The following is a 17542-nucleotide window of genomic DNA, read 5'->3' on the forward strand; positions in this document are numbered from 1 at the left end:
GCGGCTATTCCGCCCGGCCGATCCGCTTCCTCCCCGAGGGAGCCCCGGTCGAGTCCGGGGGGATGAAATCCGATTTGATCGAGAACACGAACAGGGCCGTCACCCCGACCACGACGACAAGAATGGTGAGGACTACGACCACGTAGCCGAAACCGACACCAATTGCTGTCAAGTCCATCAGACCTACCTCCTCAGTCGCTGCTCACGCTACTGCGGAGGGTATCCGCTGTCACCGCGTCGGCGGGGAAGAACGATTACAGTGCCCCCTCGAAGGCGCCGTCCGGCGCGGTGGCCGGTTCTGCGACCGTCACGTGAGGTGATCGAACTCCCCGGTCACCCAGGCGCAGTGCCGGGTCGCCGAATACTCGAGCGCCTCCCGGCCGTCGTGGTCGATGACGTTGTCGAAGTTGCCGATGATGCGGTCGAACTCGAGGTGCGACAACTGGTCCGCGATCCGCCGCACCACCGCCGCGGACAGCGGCAGCCGGTTGGGGTACGACCGCAGGAACGACACCGTGCGGCGATCCGGGTTGGGGAACACGCCATCGCCGGTGAGCAGCACACCCCCGCCGTCGCCGCCGCCGCGCCAGTGCGCGACGGCGCTGCCCGGGAAGTGCCCGCCGATCTGGTGCAGGGTCAGCCCCGGTGCCACCTCGTGGGTGCCGGACCAGAACACGATCGGCCCGTCGGACCGCGCCAGCCAGGAGCGGTCCGCCTCCGCCACCAGGATGGGCACGTCACCGAGCGCCTTCGACCACTGCGTCTGGACACCGAACATGTGCGGGTGACTGCCCGCGACGGCGATGACCGGGCCGTGCGCGGCGACGGCGTCGACGGCCGCGGCGTCGACGAATCCGAGCGGATCCCACAGCAGCGACCCGGCGGGGGTGCTGATCACCAGGGACTGCTGACCGATCGCGGTCTTCGGGTCCACGTACAGGCCGTGCAGTCCCGGCTCGACTTCGTGTTCGACGGCGCGGTGCCCAGCGCCTGCCAGCGCCTCGACGGTGGTCCACTCCTGCCCGCCGAGCGGAATGTACTGGCGTTCGTCGGCGCAGATCGCGCACTCGTCGGGGAGCGGGGTGTTCGGGTCCTGTTCGACACCGCACGTGGCACAGAGATGAAATAACACCCCTCGATGATGCATGCTCACGGCACGCCGAGGAGCCGCAATCCGGCAGCCGTGGCGGCAGCGGACAGGACGATGACGACGAAAGGCGCCTTCCGCCAGGCGAGTAGGCCCGCGACGACGACTCCGGTGGGACGCGCCACTCCGGCGAGGTCGTGGCCCTCGGTGAGCGCCGCCGTGCCCACCAGGGCGGTGAGCAGGACCACGGCGGCCGACGCCATGGTCCGCTCCACCCAGGGCCGGGTCGCGATCCGCGGCCGCAGCGCCGGCCCGGCGAACCGGAACGCGAACGTGCCCGCCGCGAGCGCCCCGACCGACCCGATCAACACGAGGTGCCCGGTCACCGCAGCACCGTCCGCCGCACACCCACGAGCAGACCCACCAGCGCCGCGAGCACCGGAAGCCCGGCGGGCAGGACCGGCGTGGCCGCCAGGGCGACGACGGACCCGATCAGCGCAGACACCCGCACGTCCCGATCACGCAGCGCCGGAAGCACCAAGGCCAGCAACACCGCCGGGAACATCGCGTCCAGACCGAGCGCTGCGGGGTCGCCGATCGCGTTGCCCGCCAGCGCGCCGAGCAGCGCCCCGAGCGGCCAGCACACCGCGATCCCCACACCGCACGCCCAGTACGCGGCGCGCCTGCGGTCCGGGTCCGTCTCCCCGAGCGCGAACACCACCGACTCGTCGTTCATCAGGTGACTGCCCACGACGCGTCGGAGCCCTCGCCCGAGCACGTCACCGACCGCCAGACCGAACGGCAGGTGTCGAGCGTTCACCAGCAGTCCGGCGATCGTCGCCGCGATCGGGCTGCCGCCTGCCGCGACGATGCCGACGAAGAGGAACTCCGCGGAACCGGCGAGGACCAGCACCGACAATGCGACGGGCAGCCACGCGTCGAGTCCCGAGCCGACCGCGATCGCGCCGTAGGACATGCCGACCACTCCGTCGGCCAGGCACACGAGCGCGATGTTCCGGAGGATCCGTGAGCCGAGTGTTCGCTTCATCGAACGCATGACTTATATACTGAACGAGTGGCGCTATGTTCGTCAAGTCGAACAAGGCGACCGAAATAATGAACATTCTCAGGAAGGGAACCATGGACGGGCAATCCCCGCTGGGATACATCGGACCCTCGCTGCGCCGCGAGCGCGAACGGTCGGGCATGTCCCTGACCGAGGTCGCCCGCCGTGCCGGGGTTGCGAAATCCACTCTGTCCCAATTGGAATCGGGAGGCGGCAACCCGAGCGTCGAAACCCTGTGGGCCCTGTGTGTGGCGCTGGATGTGCCGATGTCGCAACTCCTCGATCCGCCTCGCCCGCGCGTCCAGGTCATCCGGGCCGACGAGGGACCCGAACTGACCTCCGACCGAGCCGACTACCGCGCCACCCTCGTCGCGTCCTGCCCGCCGTCCGCGCGCCGGGACCTCTACCGCCTCGCCGTCGAACCGGGACCGGCCCGCGAATCCGAACCGCACATGCCCGGCGTGGTCGAGCACGTCATCCTCAGCGCCGGGCGCGCACTCGTCGGCCTCGCGAGCGCCCCCGTCGAGCTCGGGCCCGGCGACTACATCGCCTACCCGGGCGATGTTGCACACGTGTTCGAGGCGCTGGAGCCGGGAACCCGCGCCGTGCTGGTGTCCGAGCACAACTGACGGCACCCGGGGCAACTTCCTCGTGCACCGTGCCTTTTCGTGCACAGTGTCGATTCGGGGGGCCGGCGTTCGTATAGGAGGTGAAGGCCGGCCACAGCACATCCCGAGGCGCCGACCGTCCGATCCGAGGAGGAACCCGACATGACCCAGTACCTGTTGAGCGTGTACCAGCCCGACGGTCCCGCTCCCGAACCTGACGTCCTCGCGAAGATCGCCGACGACCTCGACTCCCTCAACCAGGAGATGGTGTCCGCAGGCGCGTGGGTGTTCAGCGGGGGACTGTGCGCCCCGACGACCGCGACCGTGCTGCGGGCCCGCGGCGGCGACGTGCTCGTCACCGACGGCCCGTACACCGAAGGCAAGGAGCACCTCGGCGGATTCACCATCGTCGAGGCCCCCGACCTGGACGCCGCGCTCGATTGGGGTCGCAAACTCACCCGGGCGACGACGCTGCCCATCGAGGTCCGGCCGTTCGCCGACCACGCCGGGGCCGGAAGCCACTGACGTGATCGACACCGCCGACATCGAACACGTGTTCCGCACCGAACACGGTCGCGCGGTCTCCGTCCTGGTCGGCGTGTTCGGCGACATCGACCTCGCCGAAGATGCCGTCCAGGACGCATTCGCCGAGGCGGTCCAGCGCTGGCCGTCGGCCGGGCTGCCACCGAGCCCCGCCGGGTGGATCATCACCACCGCCCGGCACCGCACGATCGACCGACTCCGGCGCGAGGCGTCCCGGCACGACCGGCACGCGCAGGCCGCGCTGCTGCTCGCCCGCGACGAACCGACGGAGGAGGGCGCCGTGCACGACGACCGGCTACGCCTCATCTTCACCTGCTGCCACCCGGCGCTGGCACCCACCGCCCAGGTCGCATTGACCCTGCGCCTCCTCGGCGGGCTCGGCACCGCGGAGATCGCCCGCGCCTTCCTGGTGCCCGAGCCGACCATGGCGCAGCGCCTCGTCCGGGCCAAGGGGAAGATCCGGGACGCCCGGATCCCGTACCGGGTGCCGGACGAGACCGATCTTCCGGACCGTCTCCGCACCGTCCTGGCCGTCGTCTACCTGATCTTCAACGAGGGGTACACGGCGAGTTCGGGGGACAGGCTGACGCGGGCGGATCTCTGCGCCGAGGCTCTCCGTCTCGGCCGGGTCCTGGCGGCCCTGATGCCCCGCGAACCGGAGGTCGCCGGGCTGCTCGCGTTGATGCTGCTGATCGAATCGCGGCGCGCCGCCCGCACCGACGCCGACGGGCGACTGGTGCTCCTGCCCGACCAGGACCGCGGCCGGTGGGATCGCGACCTCGTCACCGAGGGGCAGTCGCTGGTGCGGGACTGCCTGCGACGCAACCGGCCGGGCCCGTATCAGATCCAGGCCGCGATCAACGCCGTCCACAGCGACGCCGCGACGGCCGCCGACACCGACTGGTGGCAGATCCTGCAGCTGTACGACCAGTTGATGTCGCTGGCGCCGAGCCCGGTGGTGGCGTTGAACCGGGCCGTCGCCGTGGCGGAGGTACGGGGTCCGGCGGAGGGGCTGGCGCTCGTCGATCAGCTCGACCTCGACGACTATCACCTGTACCACGCGGTGCGGGCCGATCTTCTCCGCCGCCTCGGGCGCCCCGTCGAGGCCGCCCACGCCTACGACGCGGCACACGACCGCACAGAGAACGCGGCCGAGCGGGAATTCCTTCGGACACAGCGCGATTCGATCGGATGACGCGCGCGGTCAGAGACCCAGCCCCGGCGGCAGGCACAACGATCCGAGACACGTCTGCGTTCGCACGGTGACGGGGAGCGGTTCCGCCGTCGCCGGCTTCGCGTACGCGGCCTCGGGAAGCGGCGCCGAACCCCACACCTCGTCACCGGGGCCGGCGTTCTCGCTGCAGATCCAGTGGATCAGATAGTCGCCGTCGGGTACCGCCTCGAACACGAACTCCCGCGGTCCCGGCCTGATCACCACGTTCGATCGGTGAAACACCGCCACTGACTCGGGGTTCACGATGTCGTCCGTCGCCCGCAGTCCGCCGAGTCCGCACACGATGTCCGCGCCGGTGTCGTTGGTGAGCGTCGTCGTGACGGTGCTCCCGGCCACCGCGGCGGCCAGGGTCACGTCCGGCGGGTCCGCGGCGGCGGGCGCGGCCAGGAACAGGGCGAGTGGGCCTGCGGCGAGCAGCGCGACCGCGACCCGGGGCACGAGTGTCATCAGCGGAACCTTCGTTCTCGGCGGTCTCACTCCGGAAGTCACCGTATTGATACCCGCCGCGGAGGCCGGTAAACGGCGCGAAGGGACGGACATCGAATCCCGCTCGCCGGACCGGTGCCGCGGCCTACGATTGAATTTCGAGGCCCTGCGGCCGAAGCCCACCTCGACGTCGCCCAGCCCACCACACCCTTCGGACTCCGACAGTCGGTCTCGCCAGGAGCGAGCACGCCGACGCGTGAAGCATCGGAGGGATGACATGAGCGGAACACCCGCACTGAAGAAGGCGCTGAGCCAGCGGCAGCTGACGATGATCGCCATCGGCGGCGTGATCGGCGCGGGCCTGTTCGTCGGCTCCGGCGTCGTCATCGGCGACACCGGTCCCGGGGCATTCATCACCTATGCCCTCGCCGGGGTCCTGATCATCATGGTCATGCGCATGCTGGCCGAGATGGCCGTGGCCAACCCGTCGACCGGATCGTTCGCCGACTATGCCCGCCGGGCGCTGGGCAATTGGGCCGGCTTCTCCGTCGGCTGGTTGTACTGGTACTTCTGGGTGATCGTCGTCGGCTTCGAGGCCATCGCCGGCGCGACGATCATCCAGTACTGGATCGACATCCCGCTGTGGCTGTCCGCGCTGGTTCTGATGATCCTGATGACGGCGACGAACTTGTTCTCCGTTTCGTCGTTCGGCGAGTTCGAATTCTGGTTCGCCGGCATCAAGGTCGCCGCGATCGTGGTGTTCATCGCGCTCGGCGCACTGTTCGTGCTCGGCGTGTGGCCGGACAAAGCGCTCGACTTCTCCAACCTGTGGAGCCACGGAGGGTTCCTCCCGCTCGGCGCCATGGCCGTCACCGTCGGTGTGGTCACGGTGATCTTCTCCATGGTCGGCGCCGAAATCGCGACGATCGCCGCCGCGGAGTCGGCGGATCCGGAGCGGGCGGTGACCAAGGCCGCCAACTCGGTGATCGTGCGGATCGCCGTGTTCTTCGTCGGCTCGACGTTCCTGCTGGCCACCATCCTGCCGTGGGACGACGATCAGATGGCCGCGTCCCCGTTCGTCGCCGCGTTCACCGAGATGGGGATCCCGTACGCCGACGACATCATGAACGCCGTCGTGCTGACGGCGGTGCTGAGCTGCCTCAACTCGGGCATGTACACCGCCTCCCGCATGCTGTTCGTCCTCGCCGCGCGCCGGGAAGCACCCGCGCAGTTGGTCAGGGTGACCCGCCGCGGGGTGCCTGCCACCGCGATCCTCGCCTCCTCGGTCGTCGGGTTCCTGTGCGTGATCGCCGCGGCCGTCTCGCCGGACACCATCTTCGCGTTCCTGCTGAACTCCAGCGGCGCGATCATCCTGTTCGTCTACCTGCTCATCGCCGTGTCCCAGATCGTGCTGCGGTACCGCACCCCGGCCTCGGAACTGCGGGTCAAGATGTGGCTGTTCCCGGTGTTGTCGATCATCACCGCCGCCGCGATCGTGGCGATCCTGGTGCAGATGTATCTGCAGGAGGACGTGCGGTCGCAACTCGTGCTGAGCCTGGTGTCGTGGGCGGTCGTGATCGTGCTGTTCCTCGCGAACACCTGGTTCGTGCGCCGGCGGCCCGCCGTCGAGGGGGCCGCCGCGACCGCCCGGCCTCACCGGGTACTGGTGCTGGCCAACCAGACCGTCGAGTCGAAGGAGATGCTCGACGAACTCCGTCGCATCGGCGCGGATCGGGAAGCCGTCTACTTCGTGGTCGTGCCGGCCAGCCCGATCGAGACCGGAACCGCCGCCACCCACGGCCCGCTCGACGTCGCGGAAGCGACCCGAGAGGTCGCCCGGCAGCGACTCGCCGACACGCTGACGACCCTCCGCTCCGAGGACCTCGACGCGGACGGCGAGGTGGGGGACTACCGGCCGTTGCGCGCACTGGCCACCGGTGTCGAGTCGTTCCATCCGGATCAGATCGTCATCTCCACGCTGCCACCCGAGGAGTCGGTGTGGCACCGGTTCGATGTCGTGGACCGCGCCCGCGCCGAGCACGATGTGCCGGTCACCCACGTCGTTGCGCAGCCGGTCGGCGCAGGGAAACCCGCGCGATGACGATCATCGCCGGATTCAGCTCGAGCCGTCAGGGGACCGCGCCGCTGCACCTGGCGGCACGGATCGCGCGCTGGACCGGGGAGACGGTCCTCGCCGCGGCCGTCGTGGAACAGCCGTGGCCGGGGAAGGGCGACCCCATCGACCGCGAATACCTGCGCTACGTCACCGCGGAGGCGTCGCGGGCACTCGACGGGGTGGTCGGCGGTCTGCCGGGCGATTTGGACATCCCCACCGTCGTCCACCGATCGACCTCGATTCCCACCGGGCTGATCGAACTCGTCGCCGCCCACGACGCCACCCTCGTCGTCGTCGGGTCGTCGTCGTCCGGTCTGCTGGGCCGGGTGGCGCTGGGCAGCGTCACCGAACGGCTCGTGCACACCGCGGCGGTGCCCGTCGCGATCGCGCCGCGCGGCTACCCATCGGTGCCCGGACCGATCCGCAGGCTCACCGCAGCCTACGGCGGCGAAGCCGACGTCAACGGACTCATCGCCGCCACCGCCGAGATGGCCGCACGGTGGCCGGCGACAGTGCGGATCGTGTCGTTCACGGTGCGGCCCGTGTCCAGGTTCGGTGGCGCGATCGAGCAATCGACCGAGGATCTCGTCGTCCGGCAGTGGACGCGCCGGACAACCGACGACATCGCCCGGCAACTCGACGCGGTTCGCGCCCGCATCCCGGTTCCCGACGTGGACGTGGAGATCGGCAGCGGCACCGACTGGCGCGCGGCGGTCGAGGCCGTGTCCTGGGAACCCGACGACATGCTGGTGCTGGGGTCGGGAGCCGCCGGACCCGCCGCGCACGTGTTCCTCGGCTCGGCCGCCTCGAAAATTCTGCGGCACGCTCCGGTGCCCGTGATGATCGTGCCGAGACACGCACCGGCGGCATGACCGTCAGCGGTCGGCCACCACCGCCGCGGACGCGGATGCCCGGCGACGCCGGGACGCGGTGATCCGGCGACCGATCACGCCCTGCCGCGGTGCGAACAGATAGGCCAGAGCGAAGGCCGCGCCCTGAGACAGCACCACCATGCCGCCGCTGGCGGTGTCGAGGTGATAGCTCAGGTACAGGCCGATGACGGCGCAGGATGCCGAGATAGCCGGGGCGATGATCAGCATCCGATGGAAACTGTCGGTCAGCAGGTACGCCGTCGCTCCGGGAATGATCAGCATGGCCACGACCAGGATGACACCGACGGCCTGCAGAGCCACCACCGCCGTCAGGGCCAGCAGCCCCAGCAGCGCCGCCCCGAGCAGCCGCGGGTTCAGGCCGATGGCGTGCGCATGGGTGGGGTCGAAGGCGTACAGCGTGAAGTCGCGGCGCTTGACGATCAGTGCGATGAACACGAACGCCCCGAGGATCGCGATCTGGACCAGGTCGGACCGGCTGACGCCCAGCAGGTTGCCGAAGATGATGTGGTTCAGGTCGGTTTGGCTGGGGGTGACCGAGACCAGCACCAGTCCGAGGGCGAACAGTGTGGAGAACACGATGCCGATCGCGGCGTCCTCCTTCACCCGGCTGGTGTCGCGGACCACCCCGATCAGTGCCACGGCCAGGAATCCGAAGATCACCGCGCCGATCGCGAACGGAGCGCCGACGATGTAGGCCAGGACCACGCCGGGCAGCACGGCGTGCGAGACCGCATCACCCATCAGCGACCAGCCGATCAGCACCAGCCAGCACGACAGCACCGCACACACCACCGCCGCGATCAGGGTGGTGATCAGCGCGCGGACCATGAAGTCGTAGCGCAGGGGGTCGACGAAGAAGTCGATGACGTCCATTGTTCCTCAGGTCCTTGTCATCACGTCGAGGCCGAATGCGGCCGCCAGATTCTCCGGTTGCAGCACCACCGCCGGGTCGCCGTGCATCAGCACCGTGCGCAGCAGCAGGATCGCCTCGTCGGCGAGATCGGGGAGCGCATGCAGGTCGTGGGTGGAGACCAGGATCGCCGCGCCCGCGTCGGCGAGTTCCCGCAGCAGCGCGGTGATGGTGGCCTCGGAGCGTTTGTCGACCCCGGCGAACGGTTCGTCGAGGAGAAGGATGGTGGCGCCCTGCGCGATTCCCCGGGCCACGAACGTGCGCTTCTTCTGGCCGCCGGACAGTTGCCCGATCTGCCGGTCCGCCAGGTCCGTGAGTTCGACGCGTTCGAGAGCGTGGTCGACGGCCTCGCGGTCGGCCTTACCGGGCCTCCGCGTCGGTCCCATGCGCCCGTACCGGCCGGTCATCACCACGTCCCGCACCGAGAGCGGGAACGTCCAGTCGACGTCCTCGCTCTGCGGGACGTACCCCAGCACCCCGGCCTTGCGCGCCGCGGCCGGCGCCGCGCCGTTGATGCGGACCGTGCCGGTGTCGGGTTTGACCGTGCCCATGATCGTTTTGAACAGGGTGGATTTTCCGGAGCCGTTCATGCCGACGAGTCCGCAGACGCGTCCGGGGCGAAGGGCGAGGGAGACCCGATCGAGCGCGAGCACGTCGCCGTAATGGACGGTGACGTCCTCGACCTCGACGGCAGGCTGCGCGGTCACGACCGCTGCCCGTTCAGTGCGGAGGTGAGGGTGTCGGCGTCGTGCCGGATCAGATCGAGATACGTCGGCACGGGCCCGTCCGCCTCGGACAGCGAGTCGACGTAGAGGGTGCCACCGAACGCGGCGCCGGACGCTTCGACGACCCGTTGCATCGGCGCATCCGACACCGTGGACTCGCAGAACACCGCCGGAACCCGGTTCTGCTTCACGAACTCGATCGTCGACGCGATCTGCTGGGGAGTGGCCTGCTGCTCGGCATTGACCGGCCAGATGTACTTCTCCGTCAGCCCCGCGTCGCGGGCCAGGTACGAGAACGCGCCCTCGCACGTGACCAGCGCCCGTTCGTTGACCGGCAGTGCACCCAGTTCGGCGACCAACTCGTCCTGCACGGCCTGCAACTGCGCCTTGTACGCGTCGCCGTTGGAGCGGTAGTCGGCGGCATGAGCGGAATCGAGTTCGCTGAACGCGGCGACCATGTTGTCGACGTAGATCTGCACGTTCAGCGGTGACATCCAGGCATGCGGATTCGGTTTCCCCGCATACGCGTCTTCACCGATGGCGATCGGTTCGACGCCCTCACTGACGACCACGTGCTCGACGTCCACCCCGTCGACGAACTGGCCGAACCAGGCCTCCAGGTTCATGCCGTTGTCGAGGATCAGGTCAGCCTGTGCGGCCTTCTTGATATCGCCCGGGGTGGGCTCGTATCCGTGAATTTCCGCGCCCGCCTTGGTGATCGACTCGACGGTCAGGTGCTCGCCGCCGACATTCGCGGCGATGTCGGCGAGCACGGTGAACGTGGTCAGCACCACCGGTTTGTCGTCGGCGGGCCCGTCGCCCTTGCCGCACCCGGACAGCATCAGCGTCGCGGCCAGCGCTGTCAGTACTGCGGCAGCGGGCATCGGCCGTCGTCGCGCACCTACCTTGAAGGACGTTGTTTTCACGCGGCGAATCATAATGTTCGGTTCCCCGAAACCACAAGTGCGGATCGTCGAGCCGCGGCCCTCGCCGAGGAGGCCGTCGTCGTCGACACCGGCGGACGCGACCGTCAGCTCGCCTGCGCGACAGGGGCGTCCGCATCCTCGATCCGACGCTCGAGGCTGTGCAGCTGCGCGATCGCATTGCGGGCGGTGATCTGCTGATGCGTGTTGGTCAGTTGCCCGCGCCAGGTGCCGAGGAAGGTCCAGGCCCACGACAACAGGGTGGCGACACGGCTCCGGAACCCGACGACGTAGACCACGTGCACGGCCAGCCACATGATCCACGCGAGGAAACCGGTCAGCTCGACACCGCCGATCTTGGCGACCGCGTTGAACCGGGAAATGGTGGCCATCGAACCCTTGTCGCGGTATCGAAACGGTGGCCGTTCCGGCGCCGGGCGTCCCGTGGCCGCCGCGGCGACCTCGGCGGCGATCCGCTTCGCGGCGTAGCGGCCCCCTTGAATCGCGACCTGGGCGACGCCGGGCAGGCGATCACGCGACATCATGTCGCCGACGACGAACACGTCGGGATGGCCCGGCAGGGTGAGGTCTTCGTCGACGGCGACGCGGCCGGCGCGGTCGAGTGCGGCACCCGACTGGGCGGCGAGCTGCGCGCCGAGAGGGCTCGCCGCCACCCCCGCGGACCAGACCTTGCAGACGGACGCGATGCGGTGCTCGGCACCCTCCGCATCCCGGACGGTCAGTCCGCCGGCGTCGACGTCGGTCACCGACGCACCCAGTCGCACCTCGACACCGAGCTTTTCGAGGGTTTCCGCCGCCTCCGAACCCAGGTTGTCACCGAACGGCGGCAGTACCGCGGAGGCCGCGTCGAGCAGGATGATCCGCGCGTCGCGGGGGTCGAAATTGGTGTAGGCCCCGACGAGGGTTCGGTGGGCGAGTTCGGCGATCTGACCGGCCATCTCGACGCCGGTGGGCCCGGCACCGACCACGACGAACGTGAGCAGGCGTGCCCGCTCCTGCGGGTCGGCGGTCACCTCGGCCTGCTCGAACGCGCCGAGGATGCGGCCGCGGAGTTCGAGGGCGTCGTCGATGGACTTCATCCCCGGGGCGTGCTCGGCGAAGTGGTCGTTGCCGAAGTACGACTGCTGAGCCCCAGCGGAGACGATGAGGCTGTCGTACCCGGTGACGGTGGACTGCCCGAGGTGTTCGGATGTCACCGTGCGTTCGGTCAGGTCGATGCCGGTGACGTCACCGAGGCGGACGGCGGCGTTGGCCTGGCCCTTGAGGATCATCCGCGTCGACGGGGCGATCTCGCCCTCGGAGAGGATGCCGGTCGCCACCTGGTACAGCAGGGGCTGGAAGAGGTGGTGGGTGGTGCGGTCGATCACCGTGACGTCCACGTCCGCGCGGCGGAGGGCCTTGGTCGCGAACAACCCACCGAAGCCGGATCCGATCACCACGACGCGGTGGCGTGCGGGCGGGGACTGGGGGTTGCTCATGATGAGCCTTTCCGATCACGCTGGGAGGCGACGATCTCGGTGTCGGGGCATTTTGCAGCCGTGGACCAGGGGAGTGGGGCGGTGGTGCGGGCGGTGCTCGTGGTTCGTGAAGGGCCGGCCGGGGAATTCGGCCGACAGGCACCAATGGTGAACAATCAGCGCACCGAATCCAAGGTGGAAGAAGAAAATTCTCTAGACTGAGCTGATGAAGAAGAATGTTCCGGGCACGCCGTATGCCGAAGGCCCGCGGTCGAATGATGTTCGAGCGGGGGCGCCGATCGACGACATCGACCGGATCCTCCTCGATCAACTCTCGCGGGACGCCCGCACCCCCAACAACGCCCTCGCCGCGCTCGCGGGCATCGCCCCGTCGACCTGCCTGGGTCGGGTGCGCTCCCTGATCGACCGTGGAGTGATCCGCGGCTTCCACGCCGACATCGATCCCGCCACCCTCGGCAGGGATCTGCAGGCGATGATCGCAGTTCGCGTGCAGGCCAATGCAAGGCAGCACCTCGGGCAGCTCGCCGAGCAACTCGCTACCCTCGACGACGTGCTGAACGTGTACTTCATCGCCGGCGCCGACGACTACCTCATCCACGTCGCCACCGGCAGCAGTGAGGAGTTGAGGCGCTTCGTCCTCGACCACCTCAGCGCGCACCCTGCGGTCGCCTCGACCGAGACCATACTGATCTTCGAACATGTGCGCCCGCGGCTCCGGGCGCCTCAGGTCGAGCAATCTTCGGGCCGCTGAGGGGCCCGCGTCCCGGTCAGGCCGCGGCGAGGGCCTTGATGCGGTCGGGCCGGAAACCGGCCCAATGGTCGTCACCGGCCACGACGACGGGCGCCTGCAGGTAGCCGAGGGCCCGCACGTAGTCGTGGGCGTCGAGGTCGCGGGTGATGTCGACGACCGTGTAGTCGAGGCCTTCCTTGTCCAGGGCGCGGTAAGTGGCGGTGCATTGCACGCAGGCCGGTTTGGCGTAGATCGTGATGGTCATCGTGCGCTCCGCTCTGTCTGATGTGTGCCGGCGGGGGACCGGAAGCATATGCGTTCCGGTCCCGGTTCGCCCGGCGAGCGGCGATGGCGGAGCCTCGTGGGCGATTCCCGGCGAGGTCGAGACCCGTCAGCTGGCGGGGTCGTACCCGAACGCGCGCACCTCCTGTGCGCACCGGCAGGCAACCGCGAGCTTCGCGGCCCATTCCAGTGCCGCCTCACGGGACGGCAGTTCCAATACCGCGTAACCGCCTTCGAGCTGAGTCGTCTGCGGGTAGGTGCCCGCGGTGACCGTTCCGTCCCCGTCGACCATGACCGGCGGAACGCTTTCGTCGATGCCACCGCCGAACACCCAGACGCCGGCGTCCTTCGCCTCTTGAACCACCGTGTGCGACGCATCGGACACTGCCTGCAGATCCCCGTCGGGAATGACCATGGCACCACTCGGGAACGAGATCAGGTACTTCGTCATCGGGTCGACTCCTTCTTTGCGTCGGAATAGCGGACTCAGGATAGACACGACATTAGGGGACCACGGCGACAAGCGATTTCAGTCGAACGCAAGTTCGACCATCTGTCACGGTGACGGTTCGGTGCGGCGTGTCGCGGTATCGGTGTGACAAGAGCGCGTCTCGAGCCCTGAGCGGCACGCTGAGGTGTTTCGCCGTGGCCGGGTCGAGGGAACTGAGGAGCGTGTGGGCATCTTTGTGGTCCTCGCTCTGCGCATGCTTACCTCATTGCGCGCAATTGATGACATCCGTTGCTGTGATGCCCGCGATTTCAGGTGCTCTCCGTCGGAGTGCCCTCCGCTACTCCCGGCTGTCGTTGTTTCGTAATCGGCGGATTCTGTAGGCGAAAAGTAATGCTCAACAGTGTATTTGGAGCTTTAGTCGATCTTCTGACTGTGGGGCGATGTAGTGGTGCTCGGGTTCTGCGGGGGCGTCGTGCATGCCGTTTGCGTCGGGAGTGACCGCCTGGTTGCCGGCGCCGTATGGATCGAGTACCGGCCGGCGGGGCCTCGTCACCGGTGAGCTGCCATTCGGCGAGTCCGGTGTGACGGTCGGCAGGTCGGTCGAAGAAACTCGTGTACCAGGTAACGGCGGCCTCGACGTCGACGACTGAGGCTACTGCGCTGACATGGCTGGGCTTGATGGTCATTTTCTCCAGCAGACCTGAGCAGTGATCGATCGACCGTCGATTCAACGCCCGGTCCGTACCTGGTGCGCGGACAGCGAGATCGATGTGACGCTCCGTAGGTCCGGGGTGTTCGGCGTGCGGCGCGGTGATGCGCGATAGTGGCAGGGGTTCGGACTCGGGCCGCCCACTTCGAGGAGGACTTTGCGGTGTCACTGTCGCTGGCCGTGTTGGCGGACCTGGCCGAGGAGCAGGGCCGGGGCACCGTTGAGTTGGTGTCGCCGCGGGTCCTGATGCGGAGTGTGCGCAGAGTGCCGCGCTCGACGGTGTCGTCGGCCGGCTGTCGAACCGCTGTGGGCGGTGTGGGTTGACGCTGGTCGAGTCGGCGCCGTGGGCGCCTGGGGATGTCGACTGCCTTCGAGGCGTGTGTGGTGGCACGGTCCCGGCTCGGTGCGGTCCGCGTGACCACGGTGTCGTTGTCGCTCGGTCAGCTTCGGGCCGCTTCCCCGCCCCCGGTGCCGGACGAGTAACCGAACCGACGCCGTATCATCCGTCCGATATCCAGGAGAATGCCGATGCGCAGCTTCGTCCATCTGGTCCTGTTCGCGTGCGCCATTGCGGTCGCGATCGGTGCCTTTCTTCCCGTGGTCGGCGGCATTTCCCCGGGCGACGTCGCGGTGATCGATCTGCGCGACGGCTTCCCTGCCGGGATCACCGTCGAGCAGATCGAGAATCAGGCCGTGACCTTCTACCAGTCGATGACGGTAGTGCTGTTGGGGGCTGCGGCCTTGCTGCTGGTCGCCGCGTGGGTGGGTTCATACGCGGCCGAGTGGGTGGGGGTGATCGTGGGGATCGGCACGCTCGCGGTGTTCTGGTGGCGGCTCAATGACCGTGTCGGCGACTACCTCCGGGACAACTCCGCCACCGTGTTCACCGATCGCTGGGGGTTGTATCTCGCCGGTGGTGGCCTGATCGTCGCGCTGGTGGCGTTACTGGTGCCGAAGGAACGACCGGCGAAGGCGTGATCCGGGTGTCCGCCTCGGTTCACAGGGGCTGCACCTGGACCGACGACATCGCCCACGCCACCCGGGTCGGCGGCCGCACACATCGCTCGGATCGGCCTGCCGATCCCGCTGCTGGGAAGCGGCCGCGGGGCGAATCCAAGGAGATTCGCGCCTGGGCGATCGTGCGGGGCTACGAGCTGTCCCCCCGTGGCCGGATTCCCGCCGAGATCGAGCAGGGGTTCGACGACGCGCACTGACAGGCTCGCCCGCCTCGTCGGTCGGTCGGTCGTGGAACGTTATCGGTATGTTCGGTTGCAACGCATCGACGACGAGCCGGAACGCTGGTCGAGACCTTCGGGATCGACCCGGACCGGGCCTTCTCCGAGGCAGCCCCGCTGCCCGCTGCCACCGCGGACCGCGCCCGTGACGTATTCGATCAGATCCGGGGACCGGACGGCCGGGGCTGGAATCAGTTCGGGGGCCGGTCGCTCGTCGACGCGATCGCCGCACTCGGCCACCAACTCGGGGTACCCGGGTACTGACCGAACGCTCCTCGGTACCACGAGCACGCCGCCGGCCTGTGGAGCGTGAGTGGGTTCCGGTGAACGACGGACGCAGTTCGGACGCAGTATTCCGAAATCGCGTCGCCGACGGGGCGAACTTCTTCCTCAGACCGCGTCACGGCGGACGGGTCAGCCGACGCAGTCGCGGCAGATCATCTGCCCGTCACTGGTGTCGACGAGGCGGCTGCGATGCTGGACCAGGAAGCACCGGGTGCAGGTGAATTCGTCGGCCCGCTTGGGGATCACCCGCACGTTCAGTTCCTCGCCGGACAGATCGGCGCCGGGCAGCTCGAACGACTCGATGACGTCCGGTTCGTCGACGTCGGGCACCCCGGAGCGGCGGTCACCGCGCCGGGTCTGCAGTTCGTCGAGCGAGTCGTCGTCCGGTTCCTCCGGACGGGTGCGCCGGGGTGCGTCGTAGTCGGTGGCCATGACTTCTCCCGGAGTTCGGGTCGGCACTGGATTTCCACCCGCATTCCGGTGCTGTATAGACAACGTCGGGGCGGGCCGTATCGTGCCCACCGGGCGCCGTTCACTACCGTCATCGCGTTGCCAGGTCCGTCGATCAACGCCGACCCGTCCGCCAGTCTCATTGCGAATTTGCGCAGCCCGGGGAAGAACGGACAGGTACGTTCACGACATGGAGACCATTAATCTGGGTAAGGCGGATGGGCTGCCGCCGGTCGAGTGGGCGGCCATCGTCGAAAACCTCGATGCGGGGGCGGCACCGGCTCCGGACGCTGTGAACTCCCGCACGACGTGGCTGTGCACCGTCAACGAGGACGGCAGCCCGCATGTGACCGCGGTCGGTGCCCTCTGGGTGGAGGGCACGTTCTGGTTCCAGACCGGCGCGGGTACGCGCAAGGGGCGCAACGTCGCGCGCGATCGGCGATGTTCGGTCGCCGTGTCGATCCGCGGCGCGGATGTCGTGCTCGAGGGTGACGCGGTGCGGGTGAGCGAACCAGGTGCGGTGGCGCGCATTGCGAAGGCGTGGGCGGACCAGGGTTGGCCGGCGGAGCCCGACGAGAGCGGGTCGGGCATCACGGCCCCGTTCAACGCGCCGGCGCAAGGACCGCCGCCGTGGAACGTGTATCGCATCGAACCACGCTCGGCGACCGTGACCTCGACGACTGAGCCGGGCGGCCTGACCCGCTTCCGCTTCTGACGCTGCCCATACGAGACGATTGCCGCGCGAGACGATCCTCACACGGACCTGGCCAGGTCGGGTTAAGAACAATACCGTTCACTGATACCCACGCGCTTGGCAAACGCAGCACCGGCAACCATTCGGCCGGGGCGATCGCCGAGGAGCAGCCGAGACCGTCGCGTTCTTGACCCTGTGCGTACATCGCGCCGGCGTCGCATGGACGTTCCCGATCGAGCAGGTCGCGCGCTTCGCGCTGGCCGGCATGAACGGGCTGGTGTTGCGCTGGCTGGTCGATCGGGACAGCGACGCCACCCTCACCGCCCCTCGACGAACTCGCCCAGATTCTGACCAGCAAGGCCCGCTGACCTGCGGCGACGTCACCGCCTGTGCGCAGGCCGTTGCCGCTGCTTCTCAGTACAAGGGATCGTGGCAGATGTCGGCGGAATCGACGCCCGCGGCCACCAGCTGGTACTTCGTGGCGCGAACCATGGACGGCGAGCCGACGACCTGGATGTCATGATCGGTCCAGTCCCCGTACTTGGCGACGACGCGTCCAAGCTGGCCGGTGAGCAGATCGTGCATCCCGGCCGGATTCTGGGTGTTTCCCGAGACCCACCCCGGGTTGTCGCTGTTTTCGATGACCGGGACGACGGTGAGCCACGGGCAGGTCCGA

Annotated in this window: 20 protein-coding genes and 3 pseudogenes; 10 read left to right on the forward strand and 13 right to left on the reverse strand. The window is 68.6% G+C overall.

Features of this window, described 5'->3' with window-relative positions; genetic code table 11:
• Positions 1–4: 4 nt before the first annotated feature.
• The 4 genes from P3H15_RS26040 to P3H15_RS26055 form a co-directional block, all read right to left on the reverse strand.
• Positions 5–178: an adenylate cyclase gene (locus P3H15_RS26040; protein WP_276139875.1), complete on the reverse strand. Its 174-nt coding sequence runs from the start codon at positions 176–178 to the stop codon at positions 5–7.
• Positions 179–307: 129 nt separating this feature from the next.
• Positions 308–1132, reverse strand: a complete 825-nt coding sequence (locus P3H15_RS26045) for an MBL fold metallo-hydrolase (protein WP_276139876.1) — start codon at positions 1130–1132, stop codon at positions 308–310.
• Positions 1133–1149: 17 nt separating this feature from the next.
• Positions 1150–1473: an AzlD domain-containing protein gene (locus P3H15_RS26050; RefSeq protein ID WP_276139877.1), complete on the reverse strand. Its 324-nt coding sequence runs from the start codon at positions 1471–1473 to the stop codon at positions 1150–1152.
• On the reverse strand, positions 1470–2144 hold the full coding sequence (locus tag P3H15_RS26055) for an AzlC family ABC transporter permease (protein WP_276139878.1): 675 nt from the start codon (positions 2142–2144) through the stop codon (positions 1470–1472). Before P3H15_RS26055 ends, P3H15_RS26050 begins: the two co-directional genes overlap by 4 nt.
• Before the next feature lie 83 nt (positions 2145–2227).
• Between P3H15_RS26055 and P3H15_RS26060 the strand changes: the two genes are divergently transcribed.
• The 3 genes from P3H15_RS26060 (at position 2228) to P3H15_RS26070 (ending at position 4499) form a co-directional block, all read left to right on the forward strand.
• Positions 2228–2782, forward strand: coding sequence for a helix-turn-helix domain-containing protein (locus P3H15_RS26060; protein WP_072942439.1), 555 nt, complete (start codon positions 2228–2230; stop codon positions 2780–2782).
• Positions 2783–2923: 141 nt separating this feature from the next.
• Positions 2924–3286 carry a YciI family protein gene (locus tag P3H15_RS26065; RefSeq protein WP_276139879.1) on the forward strand — a complete coding sequence of 121 codons (363 nt, stop codon included), beginning with the start codon at positions 2924–2926 and terminating at the stop codon, positions 3284–3286.
• A gap of 1 nt (position 3287) precedes the next feature.
• Entirely contained in the window at positions 3288–4499 is a 1212-nt protein-coding gene (locus P3H15_RS26070; RefSeq protein ID WP_276139880.1) for an RNA polymerase sigma factor, read from the forward strand.
• A 9-nt stretch (positions 4500–4508) separates the two neighbouring features.
• On the opposite strand, the gene P3H15_RS26075 is transcribed toward P3H15_RS26070, so the two are convergent.
• Positions 4509–4985, reverse strand: coding sequence for a hypothetical protein (locus P3H15_RS26075; protein WP_276139881.1), 477 nt, complete (start codon positions 4983–4985; stop codon positions 4509–4511).
• A gap of 256 nt (positions 4986–5241) precedes the next feature.
• On the opposite strand from P3H15_RS26075, the gene P3H15_RS26080 reads away from it, so the two are divergent.
• Together P3H15_RS26080 and P3H15_RS26085 are read left to right on the forward strand one after the other, a co-directional pair.
• Positions 5242–7065 (forward strand): amino acid permease, encoded by a 1824-nt coding sequence (locus P3H15_RS26080; protein ID WP_276139882.1) that lies wholly within the window; start codon positions 5242–5244, stop codon positions 7063–7065.
• The gene (locus P3H15_RS26085; protein WP_276139883.1) at positions 7062–7952 is read left to right on the forward strand and encodes a universal stress protein; all 891 of its coding nucleotides are present in this window, start codon (positions 7062–7064) and stop codon (positions 7950–7952) included. The genes P3H15_RS26080 and P3H15_RS26085 overlap by 4 nt, the downstream gene beginning before the upstream one ends.
• Before the next feature lie 3 nt (positions 7953–7955).
• On the opposite strand, the gene P3H15_RS26090 is transcribed toward P3H15_RS26085, so the two are convergent.
• From P3H15_RS26090 to P3H15_RS26105, 4 genes are all read right to left on the reverse strand, one after another.
• Positions 7956–8846 carry a metal ABC transporter permease gene (locus P3H15_RS26090; RefSeq protein WP_276139884.1) on the reverse strand — a complete coding sequence of 297 codons (891 nt, stop codon included), beginning with the start codon at positions 8844–8846 and terminating at the stop codon, positions 7956–7958.
• A gap of 6 nt (positions 8847–8852) precedes the next feature.
• Positions 8853–9590 carry a metal ABC transporter ATP-binding protein gene (locus tag P3H15_RS26095; protein WP_276139885.1) on the reverse strand — a complete coding sequence of 246 codons (738 nt, stop codon included), beginning with the start codon at positions 9588–9590 and terminating at the stop codon, positions 8853–8855.
• Complete coding sequence (locus P3H15_RS26100; protein WP_276139895.1) at positions 9587–10492, reverse strand: metal ABC transporter substrate-binding protein; 906 nt, start codon at positions 10490–10492, stop codon at positions 9587–9589. The genes P3H15_RS26095 and P3H15_RS26100 overlap by 4 nt, the downstream gene beginning before the upstream one ends.
• Positions 10493–10638: 146 nt before the next feature.
• Entirely contained in the window at positions 10639–12030 is a 1392-nt protein-coding gene (locus tag P3H15_RS26105; protein WP_276139886.1) for an NAD(P)/FAD-dependent oxidoreductase, read from the reverse strand.
• A 205-nt stretch (positions 12031–12235) separates the two neighbouring features.
• Here P3H15_RS26105 and P3H15_RS26110 point away from each other — a divergent pair, with 205 nt between their 5' ends.
• A complete protein-coding gene (locus P3H15_RS26110; protein ID WP_276139887.1) occupies positions 12236–12781 on the forward strand; it encodes an Lrp/AsnC family transcriptional regulator in 546 nt (181 codons plus the stop codon).
• Positions 12782–12797: 16 nt separating this feature from the next.
• On the opposite strand, the gene nrdH is transcribed toward P3H15_RS26110, so the two are convergent.
• Complete coding sequence (gene nrdH, locus P3H15_RS26115) at positions 12798–13025, reverse strand: glutaredoxin-like protein NrdH (protein WP_276139888.1); 228 nt, start codon at positions 13023–13025, stop codon at positions 12798–12800.
• Positions 13026–13151: 126 nt separating this feature from the next.
• On the reverse strand, positions 13152–13493 hold the full coding sequence (locus tag P3H15_RS26120) for a YciI family protein (protein ID WP_276139889.1): 342 nt from the start codon (positions 13491–13493) through the stop codon (positions 13152–13154).
• 1237 nt (positions 13494–14730) lie between these two features.
• Here P3H15_RS26120 and P3H15_RS26125 point away from each other — a divergent pair.
• Complete coding sequence (locus P3H15_RS26125) at positions 14731–15180, forward strand: hypothetical protein (protein ID WP_276139890.1); 450 nt, start codon at positions 14731–14733, stop codon at positions 15178–15180.
• A gap of 47 nt (positions 15181–15227) precedes the next feature.
• Positions 15228–15416, forward strand: a pseudogene (locus P3H15_RS26130) (histone-like nucleoid-structuring protein Lsr2); the annotation flags it as partial.
• A 435-nt stretch (positions 15417–15851) separates the two neighbouring features.
• Here the strand turns inward: P3H15_RS26130 and P3H15_RS26135 are convergent.
• Positions 15852–16154, reverse strand: coding sequence for a DUF4193 domain-containing protein (locus P3H15_RS26135; RefSeq protein WP_276139891.1), 303 nt, complete (start codon positions 16152–16154; stop codon positions 15852–15854).
• Between the two features lie 208 nt (positions 16155–16362).
• Here P3H15_RS26135 and P3H15_RS26140 point away from each other — a divergent pair, with 208 nt between their 5' ends.
• Together P3H15_RS26140 and P3H15_RS26145 are read left to right on the forward strand one after the other, a co-directional pair.
• The gene (locus tag P3H15_RS26140; protein WP_276139892.1) at positions 16363–16887 is read left to right on the forward strand and encodes a pyridoxamine 5'-phosphate oxidase family protein; all 525 of its coding nucleotides are present in this window, start codon (positions 16363–16365) and stop codon (positions 16885–16887) included.
• A gap of 89 nt (positions 16888–16976) precedes the next feature.
• Positions 16977–17234, forward strand: a pseudogene (locus P3H15_RS26145) (TetR/AcrR family transcriptional regulator); the annotation flags it as partial.
• Between the two features lie 46 nt (positions 17235–17280).
• Here the strand turns inward: P3H15_RS26145 and P3H15_RS26150 are convergent.
• Positions 17281–17542, reverse strand: a pseudogene (locus P3H15_RS26150) (flavoprotein); the annotation flags it as partial.

This window comes from Rhodococcus sp. T2V (genome assembly GCF_029269925.1).
GTDB classification, from domain to species: Bacteria; Actinomycetota; Actinomycetes; order Mycobacteriales; family Mycobacteriaceae; genus Rhodococcus_F; species Rhodococcus_F koreensis.

Bases quoted from the DNA above. Each gene is read 5' to 3' on its own strand.
- P3H15_RS26135 (WP_276139891.1), bottom strand. From the start codon at position 16,154: ATGGCCACCGACTACGACGCACCCCGGCGCACCCGTCCGGAGGAACCG.
- P3H15_RS26105 (WP_276139886.1), bottom strand. From the start codon at position 12,030: ATGAGCAACCCCCAGTCCCCGCCCGCACGCCACCGCGTCGTGGTGATC.
- P3H15_RS26125 (WP_276139890.1), top strand. From the start codon at position 14,731: ATGCGCAGCTTCGTCCATCTGGTCCTGTTCGCGTGCGCCATTGCGGTC.
- nrdH (WP_276139888.1), bottom strand. From the start codon at position 13,025: ATGACCATCACGATCTACGCCAAACCGGCCTGCGTGCAATGCACCGCC.
- P3H15_RS26110 (WP_276139887.1), top strand. From the start codon at position 12,236: ATGAAGAAGAATGTTCCGGGCACGCCGTATGCCGAAGGCCCGCGGTCG.
- P3H15_RS26065 (WP_276139879.1), top strand. From the start codon at position 2,924: ATGACCCAGTACCTGTTGAGCGTGTACCAGCCCGACGGTCCCGCTCCC.
- P3H15_RS26090 (WP_276139884.1), bottom strand. From the start codon at position 8,846: ATGGACGTCATCGACTTCTTCGTCGACCCCCTGCGCTACGACTTCATG.
- P3H15_RS26085 (WP_276139883.1), top strand. From the start codon at position 7,062: ATGACGATCATCGCCGGATTCAGCTCGAGCCGTCAGGGGACCGCGCCG.
- P3H15_RS26120 (WP_276139889.1), bottom strand. From the start codon at position 13,493: ATGACGAAGTACCTGATCTCGTTCCCGAGTGGTGCCATGGTCATTCCC.
- P3H15_RS26060 (WP_072942439.1), top strand. From the start codon at position 2,228: ATGGACGGGCAATCCCCGCTGGGATACATCGGACCCTCGCTGCGCCGC.
- P3H15_RS26040 (WP_276139875.1), bottom strand. From the start codon at position 178: ATGGACTTGACAGCAATTGGTGTCGGTTTCGGCTACGTGGTCGTAGTC.
- P3H15_RS26100 (WP_276139895.1), bottom strand. From the start codon at position 10,492: ATGCCCGCTGCCGCAGTACTGACAGCGCTGGCCGCGACGCTGATGCTG.
- P3H15_RS26075 (WP_276139881.1), bottom strand. From the start codon at position 4,985: ATGACACTCGTGCCCCGGGTCGCGGTCGCGCTGCTCGCCGCAGGCCCA.
- P3H15_RS26140 (WP_276139892.1), top strand. From the start codon at position 16,363: ATGGAGACCATTAATCTGGGTAAGGCGGATGGGCTGCCGCCGGTCGAG.
- P3H15_RS26055 (WP_276139878.1), bottom strand. From the start codon at position 2,144: ATGCGTTCGATGAAGCGAACACTCGGCTCACGGATCCTCCGGAACATC.
- P3H15_RS26080 (WP_276139882.1), top strand. From the start codon at position 5,242: ATGAGCGGAACACCCGCACTGAAGAAGGCGCTGAGCCAGCGGCAGCTG.